The 21,595-nt window shown below is 62.5% G+C and carries 4 protein-coding genes; 1 reads left to right on the forward strand and 3 read right to left on the reverse strand.

Translation table 11 applies throughout. The annotated features are described in order from the left end of the window. Window positions 1-56: 56 nt before the first annotated feature. From CAF87_RS24355 to CAF87_RS24365, 3 genes are read right to left on the reverse strand one after another with little or no spacing between them, the layout of a single operon-like run. Complete coding sequence (locus CAF87_RS24355; RefSeq protein WP_085733431.1) at window positions 57-1,424, reverse strand: HlyD family type I secretion periplasmic adaptor subunit; 1,368 nt, start codon at window positions 1,422-1,424, stop codon at window positions 57-59. Beyond that, the gene (locus CAF87_RS24360) at window positions 1,414-3,570 is read right to left on the reverse strand and encodes a type I secretion system permease/ATPase (RefSeq protein WP_085733432.1); all 2,157 of its coding nucleotides are present in this window, start codon (window positions 3,568-3,570) and stop codon (window positions 1,414-1,416) included. The genes CAF87_RS24355 and CAF87_RS24360 overlap by 11 nt, the downstream gene beginning before the upstream one ends. 34 nt (window positions 3,571-3,604) lie before the next feature. Then, a complete protein-coding gene (locus CAF87_RS24365; protein WP_085733450.1) occupies window positions 3,605-4,957 on the reverse strand; it encodes a TolC family outer membrane protein in 1,353 nt (450 codons plus the stop codon). Between the two features lie 358 nt (window positions 4,958-5,315). Between CAF87_RS24365 and CAF87_RS24370 the strand changes: the two genes are divergently transcribed. Continuing rightward, the gene (locus tag CAF87_RS24370) at window positions 5,316-21,548 is read left to right on the forward strand and encodes an immunoglobulin-like domain-containing protein (protein WP_085733433.1); all 16,233 of its coding nucleotides are present in this window, start codon (window positions 5,316-5,318) and stop codon (window positions 21,546-21,548) included. The last annotated feature ends 47 nt before the right edge of the window (window positions 21,549-21,595 follow it).

A 21,595-nucleotide genomic window follows, 5' to 3' on the forward strand; every position in this document is an offset into this window, starting at 1 on the left:
CGATATGGTGTTGCGACGGACGCCTTCGCGAGTCCCGCGAAGGCGTCCGTGAAGACTTACCGCTCGTGCAGCGCTTCGGCCCGCGCCCGGATGATCGGCTTGAGCAGATAGCTCAACACTGTCTTCTTGCCGGTGATGATGTCCACCGACGCCACCATCCCCGGGATGATCAACAACGGCTTCTCGTCAGTGCCGAGATGGCTGCGCTCGGTGCGCAGCTTGATGACGTAGTAGGTGGTTTTCTTGTCTTCGTCGGTGATGGTGTCGGCGCCGATCTGCTCCAGCTTGGCCTTCAGACCACCGTAGATGGTGTAGTCATAGGCGGTGAATTTCACCGTGGCTTCCTGGCCCGGATGCAGGAACGCGATGTCCTGCGGACGGATCTTCGCTTCGACCAGCAGGGTGTCGTCCAGCGGCACGATTTCCAGCAGGTCGCTGCCCGGCTGGATCACACCGCCGATGGTGTTGACCAGCATCTTGTTGACGATGCCCCGCACCGGCGAGGTGACCAGCGTACGGCTGACCCGGTCCTCCAGCGCCTTGCCGGTGGCCTGGGCCTTGTTCAGGTCGGTGCGCGCCTCGTTGAGCTGAGTCAGGGCTTCGCTGCGGAACTTGCCGCGCGTCTCGTCGATTTTGCGCTGTACTTCCTTGATCGCCGATTCGGCGCGCGGGATCGCCAGGGTGGTGGCGTCGAGCTGACCACGGGTTTCCACTTCGGCACGCTTGAGTCGCAGCACTTCCACCGGCGACACCGCGCCCTGGGCCACCAGCGGCTCGGACATGTTGATTTCCTGGCGTTGCAGGCCCAGTTGCTGGCGGTACTGCGCCTGCTTCGAGGTGAATTCGCGCAGTTCTTGCTGGCGCTGGATCAACTGCTCCTGCAAGCCACCGACTTCGTCGTGCAATTGCTGACGACGGCTGACATACAGCGACTCTTCACTCTTGGCCTGACCCGGCACGGCTTTGAGCACGTCTTCGGGGAAATTCAGCGGCCGGTCATCGACCTCGGCGCTCAGGCGCTCGACCCGCAGCAGCATCGACAGTCGATCGGCTTCGGTCTCGCCGACGTTGGAGGCGAAGCGCGTGTCGTCCAGACGAACCAGCGGCGCGCCGGCCTCGACGATCTGGCCTTCCTTGACGAACAACTCGGAGACGATACCGCCCTCGAGGTTCTGGATTTTCTGGATCTTCGACGACGGAATCGCCTTGCCGTCACCCTTGGTCACTTCGTCGATCACGGCGAAGTTGGCCCACAGCATCAGGAACACGAAGAAACCGATGATCGCCCAGATCGTCAGGCGCACCACACGCGGCGCGTCCTCGATCAAGGCCTTGTTGACCTCCGGCAGCGGCTGGCCCTGCAACGATGCGGAGCCCTTGAAGTAGCGGCGGATCGAATCCTTGAAACCCGACTTAAGCAACACTGATCTGCCCCTTCTTCAACGCTTCCATCACGGCGGCTTTCGGGCCATCGGCGAGAATCTGTCCACGGTCGACCACCAGCAGGCGATCCACCAGCGACAGCAGCGATGCCCGGTGCGTCACCAGCACCACGGTCTTGTTTTCCACCACCGCCGCGAGGCGTTGCTTGAGACGCTCTTCGCCGGTGTTGTCCATGGCGCTGGTCGGTTCGTCGAGCAAGAGAATCGGCGGATTGAGCAACAGCGCCCGGGCCAGCGCGACGTTCTGGCGCTGACCGCCGGACAGGTTCTGCCCGCGCTCGCCGACTTGCAGTTCATAACCCTGCGGGTGCAGGCGGGCGAATTCATGCACACCAGCCAGTTCGGCGGCTTGCAGCACCAGCTCGTCCTCGACGTAACGGGCGCCGGAAATCAGGTTGTCACGCAGGGTGCCGGCCAGCAGTTGGATGTCCTGGGGCACGTAGCCGATGTTGTAGCGCAACTCGCTGACGTCGATCTGGCGGATGTCGACGCCGTCCACCAGCAACGCGCCGTCGTCCGGCTGATAAAGGCCGACCAGCAGTTTGGCCAGCGAGCTCTTGCCTGAGCCGCTGCGGCCGATGATGCCGATCTTCTCGCCGGGACGAATCACCAGGTTGATGTTTTTCAGCGCCGGGTTCTGTTGATCCGGGTAGGTGAAGTTGAGCTGACGGCATTCAATGGCGCCTTGCAGCACCTTGCGGCTCAGCGGGCGTTCTTCGAAATTGCGTTCCTGCGGCAGCTCCATCATCTGGTCGACCGAGGCCATGGTCACCCGCGCCTGTTGGTAGCGGGTCAGCAGACCGGACAGCGACGCCAGCGGACTCAGAGCGCGGCCACTGAGCATGTAGCAGGCGATCAGGCCGCCCATGCTCAAGTTGCCGGCGATGATCTGGTACACGCCGAAGACGATCATGATCACACCGGCCAGTTGCTGGATCAGCAGGGTGATGTTCATCGCCAGACCCGAGAGCATCTTCACCCGCAGCTCGAGGCGGCTGAGGGTGCCAATGGTCTGTTCCCACTGGTATTGGCGTTCGCTTTCGGCGTTGTTGACCTTCACCGCGTCGAGGCCAGCGAGGGTTTCGATCAGGCTCGACTGACGCTCGGCACCGAGCGCCATGGTGCGCTCCATGGTTGCCACCAGAGGCTTCTGCAACGCGTAGCCGATCAGCAGCGCAATCGGGAAGGCCAGCACCGGAATCCACACCAGATGCCCGCCGAGAATGGCGATGACGATGAAGATCAGAATGGTGAACGGCAGGTCGATCAGGCTGGTCAGGGTCAGCGAGGCGAGGAAGTCGCGCAGGCTCTGGAACTCGTGAATGTTCTGGGCAAAGCTGCCGACCCGCGCCGGCCGGTATTTCATGGCCATGCCGACGATGCGTTCGAACAGCGTGGCGGAGATGATCAGGTCGGTTTTCTTGCCGGCCAGATCCAGGCACAGGCTGCGCAGGCTCTTGAGGATCAGGTCGAACAGATAGGCGCCGGTGATGCCCAGTGCAAGTACCCACAGGGTCGCTTCGGCCTGGTTCGGCACCACCCGGTCGTAGACGTTCATCACGAACAGCGGGGCTGCCATGGCGATGATGTTGATCAGGAAACTGGCGGCGATGGCGTCGGCGTACAGCCAGCGCGAACGCTTGAGGGTGTCGCGAAACCACGAGCGCGCACGCGGGATCAGCGTGCCATGGTTGACGTCGAATTTGTGCTGGGGTTGGGCGAAGAACACTTTGCCGAGGTAGTCGTCGGCCAGCAGCTCACGGTTGACCAGGGACTCGCCGCCATCGGTTTCGCTGAGCAGCACCCTGGCTTCGTTCTCTCCCTGCCAGCCCAGCAGGACAGCGCTGCGTCCATCCTTGAGCAGCAACAGCGCCGGCATGGCGATGGCCGGAATTTCTTCCAGCTTGCGTTGCAGCACCCGCCCCTGAAGCCCGGCGCGCGCGGCGGCACGGGGCAGCAGCTCGACACTCAGACGTTGCTTGGGCAGCGGCAGACCGGTGGTCAGCATCGCCGCGCTGGCGGGTTTCTGGTGCAGCATGCAAAGGGCGAGCAGACCATCCAGTAACGGATCGTCGTGCAACGCGCGTGGATCATGACTGAGATGAGCTCGACTGACTTCTGATTCCACGCTCGACACTCTTTAACAGTTGAAAAGGGACAACTCAATTCATCCCGGGCAGTTGAACCTTGGGCTTCACGTCGTTCTGCACAACGGATGCCATCGGTGCGACCACTCCCTGGCTCTTGAGCAACTCGCCCATGGTCGCCTTGATTCGGTACTGAGTAAATAACTGAATGTTTTTGATCTCGGCCAGACGGCGCGAAGCAGTGAAGAGCTCGTTTTCACTGTCGAGCAAATCCAGCAGGGTACGTTCGCCGAGGCTGAACTGACGCTGGTAAGCGGTGCGCACTGCGGTGCTGTGATCAACGTACTGCTGAGCGATCGGCACCTGGGCGTTGGCGTTGTTCAGGGCGTTCCAGGCCAGGCCCAGTTCTTCGTTCAACTGACGCAGGGCATTGTTGCGGATGTCCAGCGCCTGGTTCGACAGGTAGGACTTGGATTCAAGATCCGCCTTGTTGCTACCACCGGAGTACAGGTTGAAGCGCATGCGCAGCATCGCCTGCCATTCATTGTTGTGACCGTTCTGGCCGTCGAGGTCGTTGTCGGCGGTGCGGCCCAGCTCGGCGTCGAAACGCGGGTAGAAGGTCGACTTGGCGGTTTCATACTGCTTTTCGGCAGCGGCGATGTCGGACTCGGCCGAACGCAGGATCGGGCTGTTTTCCAGCATCTGCTGGCGCGCTTCATTGAGGTTGGCCGGCATCATCGCCATGAACGGCGCCGGACGCTCCAGTTGATCGGGCATCTGGCCGACGGCGCTGAGGAAGTTGGTTTCCGAGTCGGCGAGGTTGGTCTGTTCGGTGATCAAATTGTTGCGGGCCTGGGCCATCCGCGCTTCGGCCTGGTCGAGGTCGGCACCGCTGCCGACGCCGCGCTGGGTGCGCAACTGGATCTGGTCGTAGATGCGCTGGTGGCTCTTGAGGTTTTCCTCGGCCAGGCGCACGAATTCGCGACGGGTCAGTACATCCAGGTAAACCTGGGCCACGGTCAGCGCGGTGCGCTCGGAGGTGCCAAGCAAGGAATAGGCGCGGGAGTTGACGGTGGCTTGTTGACGCCCGACTTCGCTGGACGTCGCAAAACCGTCAAAAACCATTTGCGACAGACGCACACTCGACTCGCCACGGTTCAGGGTTTCCCAGTGATTGCCGCCACCGTTGGCACGAGTGGTGACGCTGTCGGTACCTTCACGGCCATAACCGCCGAGCAGGTCGACCTTGGGCAGGTATCCACCTTTGGCAGCCTTTAACTGATAATCCGCAGCCAAACGACTGTTGACCCCTGCCTGGATTTCCGGATGGACATCCAGTGCCTGTTGCATGGCTTCCGGTAAGGATTGTGCTTGTGCAAAAGAGGCAGCGAGAGCGAAGGGTAGAGCCTTGAGCAGGTGCGAACGCATGGTAAAGATTTCCCAGAACTTCTTGTCTTGAATCACAGCAAAATGGCGAGCTGCGTCGGAAGATGGCAACCGGAATGACCGTATGTCGGAAAGTTTAAAACCGGAACTGGATCACACGCTGAAGGCAGGTCGCCGCATAAATATCAATGTGACATTACTGGGGCGATTGTTTAGGATGGCTCCCAGAAGGTCAATAGTTTGGCATAAACTTAATAGCGAAAGAATATAGTCAAAATATTGACGTAAATCACCGTCAAACTTGATTCACATTTTTTTAAAAGTACGTCCAGACTGAATCGGCGCAGAAAGCCATCAGGTCTATGGAAGTCAACTGAACGTGACACCCGGAGAGTCTTCAATGAGCAGTGTTGTTGCCATCGTCAAAAGCATTGTCGGTCAGGTTTTCGTGGTGTCCCCAGAGGGCGTCCGTCGCGTACTCGTTGAAGGCGACCGTTTGTTCGTCGGCGATCAGGTCGATACCGGCGTTTCCGGCGCGGTGTCCCTGGAACTGGCCGATGGCCGCACCCTGGACCTGGGCCGCGAAACGCAGTGGAGCGCCAGCACCCCGGACTCCAGCACCGATCTGGCCGAGGCCACCGCGCAAGCCGCGCCATCCGTTGCAGAACTGCAACAAGCCATCGCCGCCGGCGCCGACCCGACCACTGCCCTTGAAGCCACCGCTGCCGGCCCGAGCGCCGCTGGTACTGGCGGTGCCGCCGGGGGTGGCCACAGCTTTGTAATGCTTGATGCGACCGCAGGCCGTGTCGACCCGACCATCGGTTTTCCGACTGCAGGCATCAATTCCGCCGGCCAGGCCGCCCAGAACATCACCGGTGGCCAGACCACCGATACCACCACCAACGCCCTGCGTGACTCGACCCTGAGCCTCAGCGCCACGCCGACCATCACCGAAGCCGGCGGCGTGCTGGTGTACACCGCGACCCTGACCCAAGCGCCGCTGACCGACCTGACCATCACCCTGTCCAACGGTTCGGTGATCGTGATTCCGGCAGGCTCCACCACGGGCACCGTCAACGTGCCGCTGGCACCGAACGATACGGTCTACAACGACTCGACCCAGATCAACGTGACTGTCACCGGCACCACCGGTGGCAACGGCATTACCGTCACCGTGCCGACCACGCCGGCCGTGACCCAGGTTACCGACACCATCGACACCACCACCGTCACCCTGACGGCAGGCAACAGCGTTACCGAAGGTGGCCAGATCACCTACACCGCGACCCTGACCAACCCGGCGCAGACGCCGGTGACCGTCACCCTGTCCAACGGCTCGACCATCACCATCGGCGCCGGCCAGACCACTGGCACCGTCAACGTGCCGACCGCACCGAATGACGTCTACAACAATGGCAGCACCGTCACCACCACGATCACCGGTGCCACGGGTGGCAACTTCGAGAATCTGGTGCCGAACCCGACGCCAGCCGTCACCAATATCGTCGATTCGGTCGACACCACCAACCTGACCCTGACCGCGACCGGCACCGTGGTTGAAGGTGGCCAGATCACCTACACCGCGACCCTGACCAACCCGGCGCAGACGCCGGTGACCGTAACCCTGTCGAACGGCTCGACCATCACCATCGAAGCCGGCAAGACCAGCGGCAGCGTCAACGTGCCGACAGCACCGAATGACGTCTACAGCAACGGCGGCACCGTCAGCACCACCATTACCGGTGCTACCGGCGGCAACTTCGAAAATCTGGTGCCGAACACCACGCCGGCGACCACCACCGTCACCGATTCCATCGACACCACCAATCTGTCGCTGTCCGCGACCGGTTCCGTGGCCGAAGGCGGCTCGATCGTTTACACCGCGACCCTGACCAACCCGGCCGGCACCCCGGTGACTGTGACGTTGAGCAACGGCTCCGTCATCACCATTGAAGCGGGCAAGACCACCGGCAGCGTGACCGTTCCTGCGCCAGCCGATGACGTTTACAAGGACGCGGGTAAAGTCGAAGTCAGCATTACCGGCACCACGGGCGGCAACTTCGAGAACCTGGTGCCGAGCACTGTCCCGGCGGTTACTGAAGTCACCGACACCATCGACACCACAACGGTGAAGCTCACCGCGACCGAATCGGCGGCGGAAGGTGGCACCGTCACTTACACCGCTACCGTCGGCGCCCCTGTGACTGGTTCGCCTGTGACCGTGACCCTGGCCAATGGTCAGCAGATCACCATCGAAGTCGGCAAGACCACCGGTACCGTGACCGCCACCGCGCCGAATGACGCGCTGACCGGCAATCCGCCACTGACCAACTCGATCACTGGCGTGACGGGCGGCAACTACGAAAACCTCGTGGCTGACAAAACCCCGGTTTCGACCACGATCACCGATACCGTCGACACCACCAACCTGACCCTCAGCGCCACTGGCTCCGTGGCCGAGGGCGGTTCGATTGTTTACACCGCGACCCTGACCAATGCCGCCGGCTCGCCAGTCACCGTGACCCTGTCCAATGGCGCGGTGATCACCATCGAGGCCGGCAAGACCACCGGCACCGTGACCGTTCCGGCACCGGCCGATGACGTCTACAAGGACGCTGGCAAAGTCGAAGTCACGATCAAGGATGCGTCCGGCGGCAATTTCGAGAACCTCGTTCCGAGCACTGTCCCGGCGGTTACCGAAGTGACCGACACCATCGACACTTCGACCGTGAAACTGACCGCTGACACTTCGGTCGCTGAAGGCGGCACCGTTACTTACACCGCCACCGTTGGCGCACCGGTGACCGGTTCGCCTGTGACCGTGACACTGGCCAACGGTCAGACCATCACCATCGAAGTCGGCAAGACCACCGGCAGCGTGACCACCACCGCACCGAACGATGTACTCAACGGCCACGCGCCGCTGACCAACTCGATCACTGATGTGAGCGGCGGCAATTACGAGAACCTCGTGGCCGACAAGACACCGGTTTCGACCACGGTCACCGACACCGTCGATACCACCAATCTGACACTGAGCGCGACCGGTTCCGTGGCCGAGGGTGGCTCGATCGTTTACACCGCGACCCTGACCAACCCGGCCGGCACGCCGGTGACCGTGACCTTGAGCAATGGCTCCGTCATCACCATCGAGGCTGGCAAAACTACTGGTACCGTGACTGTTCCGGCTCCGGCTGATGACGTCTACAAGGATGCCGGCAAAGTCGAAGTCACCATCACCAATACCGCTGGCGGCAACTTCGAGAACCTGGTGCCAAGCACCGTTCCAGCCGTCACTGAAGTGACTGACACCATCGACACCACCACGGTGAAACTCACCGCGACCGAATCGGCAGCAGAAGGTGGCAACGTCACCTACACCGCCACCGTCGGTGCCCCGGTGACCGGATCGCCAGTGACCGTGACCTTGGCCAATGGTCAGCAGATCACCATCGAAGTCGGTAAAACCACCGGCACCGTGACCACCACCGCACCGAACGATGCGTTGAATGGTCACGAACCACTGACCAACTCGATCACAGGCGTCAGCGGCGGTAATTACGAGAACCTCGTCGCCGACAAGACTCCTGTCAGCACCACCGTGACCGACACCGTCGACACCACCAACCTGACCCTGAGCGCCACTGGCACCGTGGCCGAGGGTGGTTCGATCATTTACACCGCTACCTTGACCAACCCTGCCGGCACCCCGGTGACCGTGACGTTGAGCAACGGCTCCGTCATCACCATCGAAGCGGGCAAAACCACCGGCACCGTGACCGTTCCGGCTCCAGCCGATGACGTCTACAAGGACGCAGGCAAAGTCGAAGTCACCATCAAGGATGCGTCCGGTGGCAACTTCGAAAACCTCGTTCCGAGCACTGTCCCGGCGGTGACCGAAGTGACCGACACCATCGACACCACCACGGTGAAGCTGACCGCGACCGAGTCGGCAGCAGAAGGTGGTACTGTCACTTACACCGCTACCGTTGGCGCGCCAGTGACCGGATCGCCGGTGACCGTGACCCTGTCCAACGGTCAGCAAATCACCATCGAAGTCGGTAAAACCACCGGTACCGTCACCACCACAGCGCCTAACGATGCGTTGAACGGCCATGCACCGCTGACCAACTCGATTACCGAGGTAAGCGGCGGCAACTACGAGAACCTGGTCGCCGACAAGACGCCGGTCAGCACCACCGTGACCGATACCGTCGACACCACCAACCTGTCGCTGACCGCGACTGGCACCGTGGCCGAAGGCGGCTCGATTGTCTACACCGCCACGCTGACCAACCCGGCAGGCACGCCGGTGACCGTGACCTTGAGCAATGGCTCGGTCATCACCATCGAAGCCGGAAAAACCACCGGCACCGTGACCGTTCCGGCCCCTGCCGATGACGTCTACAAGGACGCCGGCAAGGTTGAAGTCACGATCAAGGACGCGTCCGGCGGCAACTTCGAGAACTTGGTGCCAAGCACCGTTCCAGCCGTCACTGAAGTGACTGACACCATCGACACCTCAACCGTCAAATTGACGGCTGACACCTCGGTGGCCGAGGGCGGCACTGTTACCTACACCGCGACGGTCAGTGCACCTGTGACCGGTTCGCCAGTGACTGTCACTTTGGCCAACGGCCAGACCATCACCATCGAAGTCGGCAAGACCACCGGTACCGTGACCGCCACCGCACCGAACGATGCGTTGAACGGTCACGAACCGTTGAGCAACTCGATCACTGGCGTGAGCGGCGGCAACTACGAGAATCTGGTGGCTGACAAAACTCCGGTCAGCACCACCGTGACCGACACCGTCGACACCACCAACCTGTCGCTGACCGCGACCGGCACCGTGGCCGAGGGTGGTTCGATTGTTTACACCGCCACGCTGACCAACCCCGCCGGCACTCCGGTGACCGTCACCTTGAGCAACGGTTCGGTCATCACCATCGAGGCTGGCAAAACCACCGGCACTGTGACCGTTCCAGCCCCTGCCGATGACGTCTACAAGGATGCCGGCAAGGTCGAAGTCACCATCAAGGATGCGTCTGGCGGCAACTTTGAAAACCTCGTGCCAAGCACTGTTCCAGCGGTTACCGAAGTCACCGACACCATCGACACCACCACGGTCAAGCTGACTGCGACCGAAACCGCTGCTGAAGGTGGCACCGTCACCTATACCGCGACGGTGGGCGCGCCTGTCACTGGCTCGCCTGTGACCGTGACCCTGGCCAATGGTCAGCAGATCACCATCGAAGTCGGTAAAACCACCGGCACCGTGACCACCACCGCGCCGAACGACGCGTTGAACGGTCACGAGCCGCTGACCAACTCGATCACCGGCGTGACCGGTGGCAACTACGAGAATCTGGTTGCTGACAAAACTCCGGTCAGCACCACCGTGACCGACACCGTCGACACCACCAACCTGACCCTGAGCGCCACTGGTTCCGTGGCCGAAGGGGGTTCGATCGTCTACACCGCGACCCTGACCAACCCGGCAGGTACTCCGGTGACCGTGACCTTGTCGAACGGCGCGGTGATCACCATCGAGGCCGGTAAAACCACCGGCACCGTAAGCGTTCCGGCCCCGGCCGATGACGTTTACAAGGATGCGGGCAAAGTCGAAGCGACCATTTCGACGGCTACTGGCGGCAACTTCGAGAACCTGGTGCCAAGCACTGTTCCTGCAGTCACCCAGGTCACCGACACCATCGACACCACCACGGTCAAACTGACCGCGACCGAGTCGGCGGCGGAAGGCGGCACCGTCACCTACACCGCGACTGTCGGCGCACCTGTGACTGGCTCGCCAGTCACCGTGACTCTGTCCAACGGTCAGTCGATCACCATCGAAGTCGGCAAAACCACCGGTACCGTCACCACTACCGCGCCGAACGATGCGCTGAACGGCCATGCACCACTGACCAACGCGATTACGGATGTGAGCGGTGGCAACTACGAGAATCTGGTCGCCGACAAAACCCCGGTCAGCACCACGGTCACCGATACCATCGACACCACAAACCTGTCGCTGACCGCGACCGGCACCGTGGCCGAGGGCGGCTCGATTGTTTACACCGCCACCCTGACCAACCCGGCCGGCACGCCGGTCACCGTGACCCTGTCGAACGGTGCCGTGATCACCATCGAGGCGGGTAAAACCACCGGCACCGTGAGCGTTCCAGCCCCGGCCGATGACGTCTACAAAGACGCCGGCAAGGTTGAAGTCACGATCAAGGAGGCGTCAGGTGGCAACTTCGAGAACCTGGTGCCGAGCACCGTTCCGGCCGTCACCGAAGTCACTGACACCATCGACACCACCACGGTCAAACTGACCGCGACCGAGTCGGCGGCGGAAGGCGGCACCGTCACCTACACCGCCACCGTTGGCGCCCCCGTCACCGGTTCCCCGGTGACCGTGACCCTGGCCAACGGTCAGGCGATCACCATCGAAGTCGGCAAGACCACCGGCACCGTGACCACCACCGCGCCAAACGACGCACTCAACGGTCACGAACCGCTGACCAACTCGATCACCGGCGTGAGCGGCGGCAACTACGAAAACCTCGTGGCCGATAAAACCCCCGTCAGCACCACCGTGACCGACACCGTCGACACCACCAACCTGACACTGAGCGCGACGCCAGAAGTCAACGAAGGTGGCCAGATCACCTACACCGCGACCCTGACCAACGCCGCCGGCACCCCGGTGACCGTGACGTTGAGCAACGGCGCCGTGATCACCATCGAGGCCGGCAAAACTACCGGCACCGTGACCGTCGATGCACCGAAGGACGACGTCTACAAGGACGCCGGCACCGTGGAAACGACCATCAAGGGCGCCACCGGCGGCAACTTTGAAAATCTGGTCACCAGCACTGCCCCGGCGGTCACCACCGTTCACGACACCATCGACACGTCCACCGTGTCGCTGACCGCTACCGCCAACGTCGCCGAAGGCGAAACCGTGGTCTACACCGCGACCGTGACTGCGCCAGTGACCGGCTCGCCGGTCGTGGTGACCCTGTCCAATGGCCAGACCATCACCATCGCCGTGGGCGAGACCACCGGCACCGTGAACTTCGTCGCACCGAACAGCCCGCTGGCGGGCGGCAGCTCGCTGAGCGTGACCATCGACAAGGCCACCGGTGGCAACTACGAGAACCTGGCGGTCGACAGCAAACCGGCCAACACTTCGGTTTCGGACACGGTCGACACCACCAACCTCAACCTGACCGCCACCGACTCGGTGGCCGAGGGTGGTTCGATTGTCTACACCGCGACCCTGACCAACCCGGCCGGCACCCCGGTGACCGTGACCCTGTCGAACGGCGCCGTGATCACCATCGAAGCCGGCAAGACTACGGGGACCGTGACCGTTCCGGCTCCGGCCGATGACGTCTACAAGGATGCCGGCAAGGTCGAAGCAACTATTTCGACCGTCACCGGCGGTGGTTTCGAGAACCTGGTGCCGAGCACCGTTCCGGCCGTGACCAACGTCACCGATACCATCGACACCACAACGGTGAAACTCACCGCGACCGAAACCGCTGCTGAAGGTGGCACCGTCACCTATACCGCGACGGTGGGCGCGCCTGTCACTGGCTCGCCTGTGACCGTGACCCTGGCCAATGGTCAGCAGATCACCATCGAAGTCGGTAAAACCACCGGCACCGTGACCACCACCGCGCCGAATGACGCGTTGAACGGTCACGAGCCGCTGACCAACTCGATCACCGGCGTGAGCGGTGGCAACTACGAGAATCTGGTGGCCGACAAGACTCCGGTCAGCACCACCGTGACCGACACCGTCGACACCACCAACCTGACCCTGAGCGCCACTGGCTCCGTGGCCGAAGGCGGCTCGATCGTTTACACCGCGACCCTGACCAATCCGGCCGGCACGCCAGTCACCGTGACCCTGTCCAACGGCGCTGTCATCACCATCGAAGCCGGTAAGACCACCGGCACCGTAAGCGTTCCGGCTCCGGCCGATGACGTTTACAAGGATGCGGGCAAAGTCGAAGCGACCATTTCGACGGCCACCGGTGGCAACTTCGAGAACCTGGTGCCAAGCACCGTTCCGGCCGTGACTCAGGTCACTGACACCATCGACACCACCACGGTCAAACTGACCGCGACCGAGTCGGCGGCGGAAGGCGGCACCGTCACCTACACCGCGACTGTGGGCGCACCTGTGACCGGTTCGCCAGTGACCGTGACCTTGTCCAACGGTCAGCAAATCACCATCGAAGTCGGTAAAACCACCGGCACCGTGACCACCACCGCGCCGAACGATGCATTGAACGGCCATGCACCGCTGACCAACGCGATTACCGACGTCAGCGGCGGCAACTACGAGAACCTGGTCGCCGACAAGACGCCGGTCAGCACCACCGTGACCGATACCGTCGACACCACCAACCTGTCGCTGACTGCGACCGGGACCGTGGCCGAAGGTGGTTCGATCGTCTACACCGCGACCCTGACCAACCCGGCCGGCACGCCGCTGACCGTGACCTTGAGCAACGGCGCCGTCATCACCATCGAAGCAGGTAAAACCACCGGCACCGTGACCGTTCCGGCCCCGGCCGATGACGTCTACAAAGACGCCGGCAAAGTCGAAGTCACCATCAAGGATGCAACCGGTGGCAACTTCGAGAACCTGGTGCCTAGCACCGTTCCGGCCGTGACCGAAGTCACCGACACCATCGACACGACGACCGTGAAGCTGACCGCTTCCGAAACGGCGGCCGAAGGTGGCAGTGTTACTTACACCGCGACGGTTGGCGCACCGGTGACCGGCTCGCCGGTGGTCGTGACCCTGACCAATGGTCAGCAAATCACCATCGAAGTGGGCAAAACCACTGGCACCGTGACCACCACCGCGCCGAATGATGTGCTGAACGGCCATGCGCCGCTGACCAACGCAATCACCAACGTGAGCGGCGGCAACTACGAAAACCTGGTCGCCGACAAGACCCCGGTCAGCACCACCGTGACCGACACCATCGATACCACCAACCTGTCGCTGACAGCGACCGGCACCGTGGCTGAAGGTGGTCAGATCACCTACACCGCCACCCTGACCAACGCCGCTGGCTCGCCAGTCACCGTGACCTTGTCGAACGGTGCGGTGATCACCATCGACGCTGGCAAGACCACTGGCACCGTGACCGTCCCGGCGCCAGCCGATGACGTCTACAAAGACGCCGGCACCGTGGAAGCGACGATCAAGTCCGCCACTGGTGGCAACTTCGAAAACCTGGTGACCAGCAACACGCCAGCCGTGACCAATGTCACTGACACCATCGACACCACCACGGTGAAACTGACCGCGACCGAGTCGGCGGCTGAAGGCGGCACCGTCACCTACACCGCTATTGTTGGCGCACCGGTGACGGGTTCTCCGGTTACCGTGACTCTGTCCAATGGTCAGCAAATCACCATCGAAGTCGGCAAGACAACCGGCACCGTGACCACTACCGCGCCGAACGATGCGTTGACCGGCCACGCGCCGTTGACCAACGCCATCACCAACGTATCCGGCGGCAACTACGAGAACCTCGTTGCCGACAAGACCCCGGTTTCGACCACGGTCACCGACACCGTCGACACCACCAACCTGACCCTCAGCGCCACCAATTCGGTCGCCGAGGGCGGTTCGATCATCTACACCGCCACACTGACCAACGCTGCGGGCACCCCTGTGACCGTGACCTTGAGCAACGGCGCCGTGATCACCATCGACGCCGGCAAGACCACCGGTACCGTGACGGTTCCAGCCCCTGCCGACGACGTCTACAAGGACGCCGGCACCGTGGAAGCGACGATCAAGTCCGCCACGGGTGGCAACTTCGAAAATCTGGTCACCAGCTCGGTTCCTGCGGTGACCCAGGTCACCGACACAATCGACACCACCACGGTGAAACTCACCGCGACCGAGTCGGCAGCTGAAGGCGGCATCGTTACGTACACCGCGACAGTGGGTGCACCTGTCACCGGCTCGCCAGTGACCGTGACCCTGTCGAACGGCCAGACCATCACCATCGAAGTGGGCAAAACCACCGGCACCGTGACCACCACCGCGCCGAACGATGCGCTGACTGGCCACGCGCCGCTGACCAACGCGATTACCGACGTCAGCGGCGGCAACTACGAGAACCTCGTAGCGGACAAGACGCCGGTCAGCACCACCGTCACCGACACCATCGACACCACCAACCTGTCGCTGACTGCGACCGGCACCGTGGCCGAGGGTGGTTCGATCACCTACACCGCGACCTTGACCAACGCCGCTGGCTCGCCAATGACCGTGACCTTGTCGAACGGCGCCGTGATCACCATCGACGCGGGCAAGACCACCGGCACTGTGACCGTTCCGGCCCCCGCCGATGACGTTTACAAAGACGCCGGCACCGTCCAGGCCACGATCAAATCCGCCACCGGTGGCAACTTCGAAAACCTGGTAACCAGCAATACACCAGCCGTGACCAACGTCACGGACACCATCGACACCACCACGGTCAAACTGACTGCGACCGAAACCGCTGCTGAAGGTGGCACCGTCACCTACACCGCTACCGTGGGGGCACCGGTCACCGGCTCGCCGGTCACCGTGACCCTGTCGAACGGCCAGACCATCACCATCGAAGTGGGCAAAACCACTGGCACCGTAACTACCACGGCGCCAAACGATGTGCTGACCGGCCACGCGCCGTTGACCAACGCCATCACCAACGTTTCCGGCGGCAACTACGAAAATCTGGTCGCTGACAAAACCCCGGTCAGCACCACCGTGACCGACACCATCGACACCACCAACCTGTCGCTGACCGCGACCGGCACCGTGGCCGAAGGTGGCCAGATCACCTACACCGCAACCCTGACCAACGCCGCTGGCTCGCCAGTCACCGTGACCTTGTCGAACGGAGCTGTCATCACCATCGACGCGGGCAAAACCACCGGCACCGTGACGGTTCCGGCACCGGCCGATGACGTCTACAAGGACGCCGGCAACGTTCAGGCAACAATCAAGTCGGCCACCGGTGGCAACTTCGAAAACCTGGTGACCAGCACCACGCCAGCGGTGACCAGCGTCACCGACACCATCGACACCACTACCGTGAAGCTGACCGCGACCGCGACAGCGGCCGAGGGTGGCACCGTCACCTACACCGCCACAGTGGGTGCACCGGTTACCGGCTCTCCAGTGACCGTGACCCTGTCGAACGGTCAGCAAATCACCATCGAAGTCGGCAAGACCACCGGCACCGTCACCACCACCGCGCCGAACGACGTGTTGAATGGTCATGCGCCACTGACCAACGCGATCACCGGCGTGAGTGGCGGCAACTACGAGAATCTCGTTGCCGACAAGACCCCGGTTTCGACCACTGTCACCGACACCATCGACACCACCAACCTGTCCTTGAGCGCCACCAATTCGGTCGCCGAGGGCGGTTCGATTATCTACACCGCCACACTGACCAACGCTGCTGGCACTCCGGTGACCGTAACGTTGAGCAATGGCGCCGTGATCACCATCGACGCCGGCAAAACCACCGGCACCGTGACTGTTCCGGCTCCAGCCGATGACGTTTACAAAGACGCCGGCACTGTTCAGGCAACCATCACCAACGCCACCGGTGGCAACTTCGAAAACCTGGTAACCAGCACCACACCAGCGGTGACCAACGTCACCGACACCATCGACACCACCACCGTGAAGCTGACCGCGACCGCAACAGCGGCCGAGGGCGGCAACGTCGTCTACACCGCGACTGTTGGTGCACCGGTGACCGGTTCGCCAGTGACCGTGACCCTGTCCAACGGCCAGACCATCACCATCGAAGTGGGTAAAACCACCGGCACCGTGACCACCACCGCACCGAACGATGCGTTGAACGGTCACGCACCGCTGACCAACGCCATCACCAATGTCAGCGGCGGCAACTACGAGAACCTCGTGGCCGACAAGACGCCGGTCAGCACCACCGTCACCGACACCATCGACACCACCAACCTGTCGCTGACCGCGACCGGCACCGTGGCCGAAGGTGGCTCGATCGTCTACACCGCAACGTTGACCAACGCTGCGGGCACTCCGGTGACCGTCACCTTGAGCAACGGCGCCGTGATCACCATCGACGCCGGCAAAACCACCGGCACCGTGACCGTTCCTGCACCAGCCGATGACGTTTACAAAGACGCCGGCACCGTTCAGGCCACGATCAAATCGGCCACCGGTGGCAACTTCGAAAATCTGGTGACCAGCAACACACCGGCCGTGACCAACGTCACCGACACCATCGACACCACCACCGTGAAGCTCACCGCGACCGCAACCGCGGACGAGGGCGGCAACGTCGTCTACACCGCGACTGTCGGCGCGCCGGTGACCGGTTCGCCAGTGACCGTGGCCCTGTCCAACGGCCAGACCATCACCATCGAAGTGGGCAAAACCACCGGCACCGTCACCACCACCGCGCCGAACGACGTGTTGAATGGTCATGCACCACTGACCAACGCGATCACCAACGTCAGCGGCGGCAACTACGAAAACCTCGTGGCCGACAAGACGCCGGTCAGCACCACGGTTACCGACACCATCGACACCACCAACCTGTCGCTGACAGCGACCGGCACCGTGGCTGAAGGTGGTCAGATCACCTACACCGCGACCCTGACCAACGCGGCAGGCACGCCGGTGACCGTGACCCTGAGCAATGGCTCGGTGATCACCATCGAGGCCGGTAAAACCACTGGCACCGTGACTGTTCCGGCACCAGCTGACGACGTCTACAAAGACGCCGGCACCGTGCAGGCAACCATCACCAACGCCACCGGTGGCAACTTCGAAAACCTGGTGACCAGCAACACGCCAGCGGTGACCAACGTCACCGACACCATCGACACCACCACCGTCAGCATCACCGGCAGCACCTCGGTGACCGAAGGCCAGACCGCGACCTACACCGTGAGCCTGACCCACCCGGCGCAAACCGAAGTGACCCTGAAAATCGTCTACAGCGGCACCGCCGCCGACGGTTCGGACTTCACCGGCGTGTACACCGTGAAGATCCCGGCAGGCGCCAGCAGCGCGCAGTTCAACGTCGCAACCATCGACGACAAGATCACCGAAGGCACCGAGAACTTCGTGGTCAAGATCGACTCGGCCACCGGCGGCAACTTCGAGAACCTGGCGGTCAGCAGCACCAACGGCAGCGTCAGCACCTCGATCATCGACAACGATGCGCCACCGGTCCTCGACCTCGACGCCAACAACTCCAGCGGCGCCACCGGGGCCGACTACAAGGTGACCTTCACCGAAAACACCCCGGGCGCGGGCGTGTCGATTGCCGACACCGACATCAGCATCACCGACCCGGACAGCACCATGCTGACCGGCGCCACCATCGTGCTGACCAACCGTCAGGACGGCGATGCGCTGAATCTGGGCAACAGCGTCAACGGCATCACCATCAATGCCAACAGCACCAATGGCACCATCACGCTGACCCTGTCCGGCAACGCGATGCTCGCCGACTACATGCAGGCGATCAAGAACATCACCTTCACCAACAGCAGTGAAGACCCGAGCACCGTGCCGCGGATCATCACCGTGACGGTGACCGATGGCGGCAACTACTCCAACGTCGCCACCACCACGGTCAACGTCGTGGCCGTCAACGACGCGCCGGTCGCTGCACCGGTCAACGTCACCGGCACCGAAGACACCCCGCTGATCCTCGGCTGGTCGACCTTCGGCGTCACCGACGTGGACAGCCCGGCCTCGAGCCTGGGCGTGAAAATCACCCAGCTGCCGGGCGAAGGCAAACTGCAGTATCTGGACGGTTCGACCTGGAAAGACGTCGCCACCAACCAGACTTTCAGTAAGGCCGACATCGACGCCGGCAAGCTGCGCTTCCTGCCGGATGCCAACGAATCGGGTGCGAACGGTTATGGCGGCACCGGTCTGGGCAACAACCAGGCTGACTACGCGCAGATCAAGTTCCAGCCAACCGACGGCCAACTGCTGGGCAACACCGGTACGATCAAGATCGACATCACGCCGGTGGCGGATGCGCCGACCCTGTCGGTGGCCGACAACAGCGTGAAGTCCACCGGGCTGATCAAGGAAGTCTGGACCGGCCTGTCGGGCCTGGGCACCGATGGCAGTGGCGCGAACTCGACCACCCTGAAAAACGTGATCGACGGCGCCGGCACCGCGAACTCCAAAGGCAACGTGACCAACGTGCAATCCGACGGCAACGTCGCGGCGGGCACCGCGTCGAAGACCTCCGGCCTGATCTACCTCGAAGCCGGCAAGACCTACACCTTCACCGGCACCGGCGATGACAGCCTGTTGGTAAACATCGGTGGCAAGAACGTGGCCTCCACGACGTGGGGCGCGGGCGGCAACCTCAACGGTTCGTTCACCCCGACCACCAGCGGCTACTACACCCTGGAAATCTACCACCACAACCAGAGCGGTCCGGGCAGCTATGACGTCAACCTGTCGGTCAACGGCGGCACGGCGATCGACCTGAGCAGTGCCGGCGTGCCGATCTACACCGGCGTACAGGACCTGGTGAACTCCGGTGTGACCGTCTCCGACCTGCACGGCACCAACGGCGAAGGCTATTACGACGGCTACAAGCTCAACACCGGCGCCGAAGGCACCACCGTGAAACTGTCGTCGATCAGCACCGCGCTGACCGACACCGACGGCTCGGAAACCCTGAGCATCAAGATCAGCGGCGCACCGGTCGGTTCGGTGCTCAGCGATGGTGCGGGCCACAGCTTCACCGTGACCGCCACCAGCGGCGACGCCAACGTCACGGGCTGGAACCTCGGCAGCCTGACCGTGACTCCGCCGGCCTACTACAACGGCCAGTTCAACCTGACCGTGACCTCGACTTCGACCGAGGCACTGGGCGGCTCGGCCAGCACCACCGCGACCATTCCGGTCTCCGTGGTGCCGGCGGTCTACAACTCGATTGTCGCCACCTCTGCCGACGACACCGTCACCGGCACCGACGGCAACGACATCATCGTCGCCGACATCGGCGGCCTGACCGTGGTGCCGGGCACCAACTACAACATCGCGTTCATGGTCGACAGCTCGGGCAGTATGAGCACCTCGTCGATCAACGCCGCCAAGGACTCGCTGACGTCGGTGTTCAACACCCTCAAGCAGAGCATGGGCAACAACTCGGGTACGGTGAACATCTTCCTGGTGGACTTCGATACCCAGGTCAACAAGTCGGTGTCGGTGAACCTCAACGACCCGAACGCGCTGACCAAGCTCAAGGCTGTGCTGGACTCAATGACCTCCGGTGGCGGCACCAACTACGAAGACGTGTTCAAGGCTACGGCCAACTTCTTCCAGAGCACTGAAGCCGTGGCCAACACCGGGGCGAAGAACCTCACGTACTTCATCACCGACGGCCAGCCGACCTACTACCAGAGCGGCGAACAGACCAACCCGACGCTGTACGGCAACGTGAAGCTCGACGACGTGGTGAAGACCAGCAACTACAAGCTGGGTGACAGCTTCAGCACCTACATCGACAGCACCCACTACCTGACCATCAGCACGGCGGGTGCCGTGGTGCTGCAGACGTACAAGAACGGCAGCTGGAACTGGAGCAACGTGGGTACCATCCACGCTCAGGGCGACGGCACCTACGAGCTGTCGAGCCTGGCTGGCTCCGGCAGCAGCACCAGCCAGGCCACCACTGACAACGCCAACAGCGCCTTCGCGCTGCTGGGCAACCTGTCCAATGTGGAAGCCATCGGGATCAACAGCGGTGTCAGCCTCAACGACCTGAAACCGTACGACACCGATCACAACCCGCAGACCAACATCGATCCGAAGGACCTGGCCAACTCGATCATCGGCCACACCGAAGCGACGATGCCGGGCAACGACACCGTCAACGGTGGCGACGGCAACGACATCCTGTTCGGCGACCTGGTGAGCTTCAACGGCATTGCCGGTGAGGGTTACCAGGCGATACAGGCATTCGTTGCGCAGCAGACTGGCGTCGATGTCAGCAAAGTCACCACCAGCAACGTGCACCAGTACATCACCGAGCACTATCAGGCGTTCGATGTGTCCGGTGCCCATGACGGCAACGACACGCTACTGGGTGGCGCAGGCAATGACATCCTGTTCGGCGGCGGCGGCAATGACGTGCTCGACGGCGGCAAAGGCAATGACATCCTGCTCGGCGGCTCCGGCAACGACACGCTGATCGGCGGCCAGGGCAACGACATCCTGATCGGCGGTTCCGGTGCCGACACCTTCGTCTGGAAAGCAGGTGACACCGGCAACGATGTGATCAAGGACTTCAACGCCAGCGAAGGTGACCGTATCGACCTGCGCGACCTGCTGCAGGGCGAGTCCGGCAGCACCATCGACAACTTCCTGAAGATCACCACGGTCGACGGCGTGTCGTCGCTGCAAGTCAGTTCGGCGGGCAAGTTCAACTCCGCCGATGCGGCTGCCGCGACACCGGACGTGACGATCAAACTGGAAGGCAACAACTGGTCCACTGCCAACATTCACAACCTGATTGCCGGCAGCGATCCGACCATCAAGGTCGACCACAACAACAGCTGATGCGTGAACAAAACGGCCGCCCCAATGGGGCGGCCGTCACGTTTGCG

The sequence above is a fragment of the Pseudomonas sp. R38(2017) genome, from assembly GCF_002112395.1.
Taxonomy (GTDB): Bacteria; Pseudomonadota; Gammaproteobacteria; order Pseudomonadales; family Pseudomonadaceae; genus Aquipseudomonas.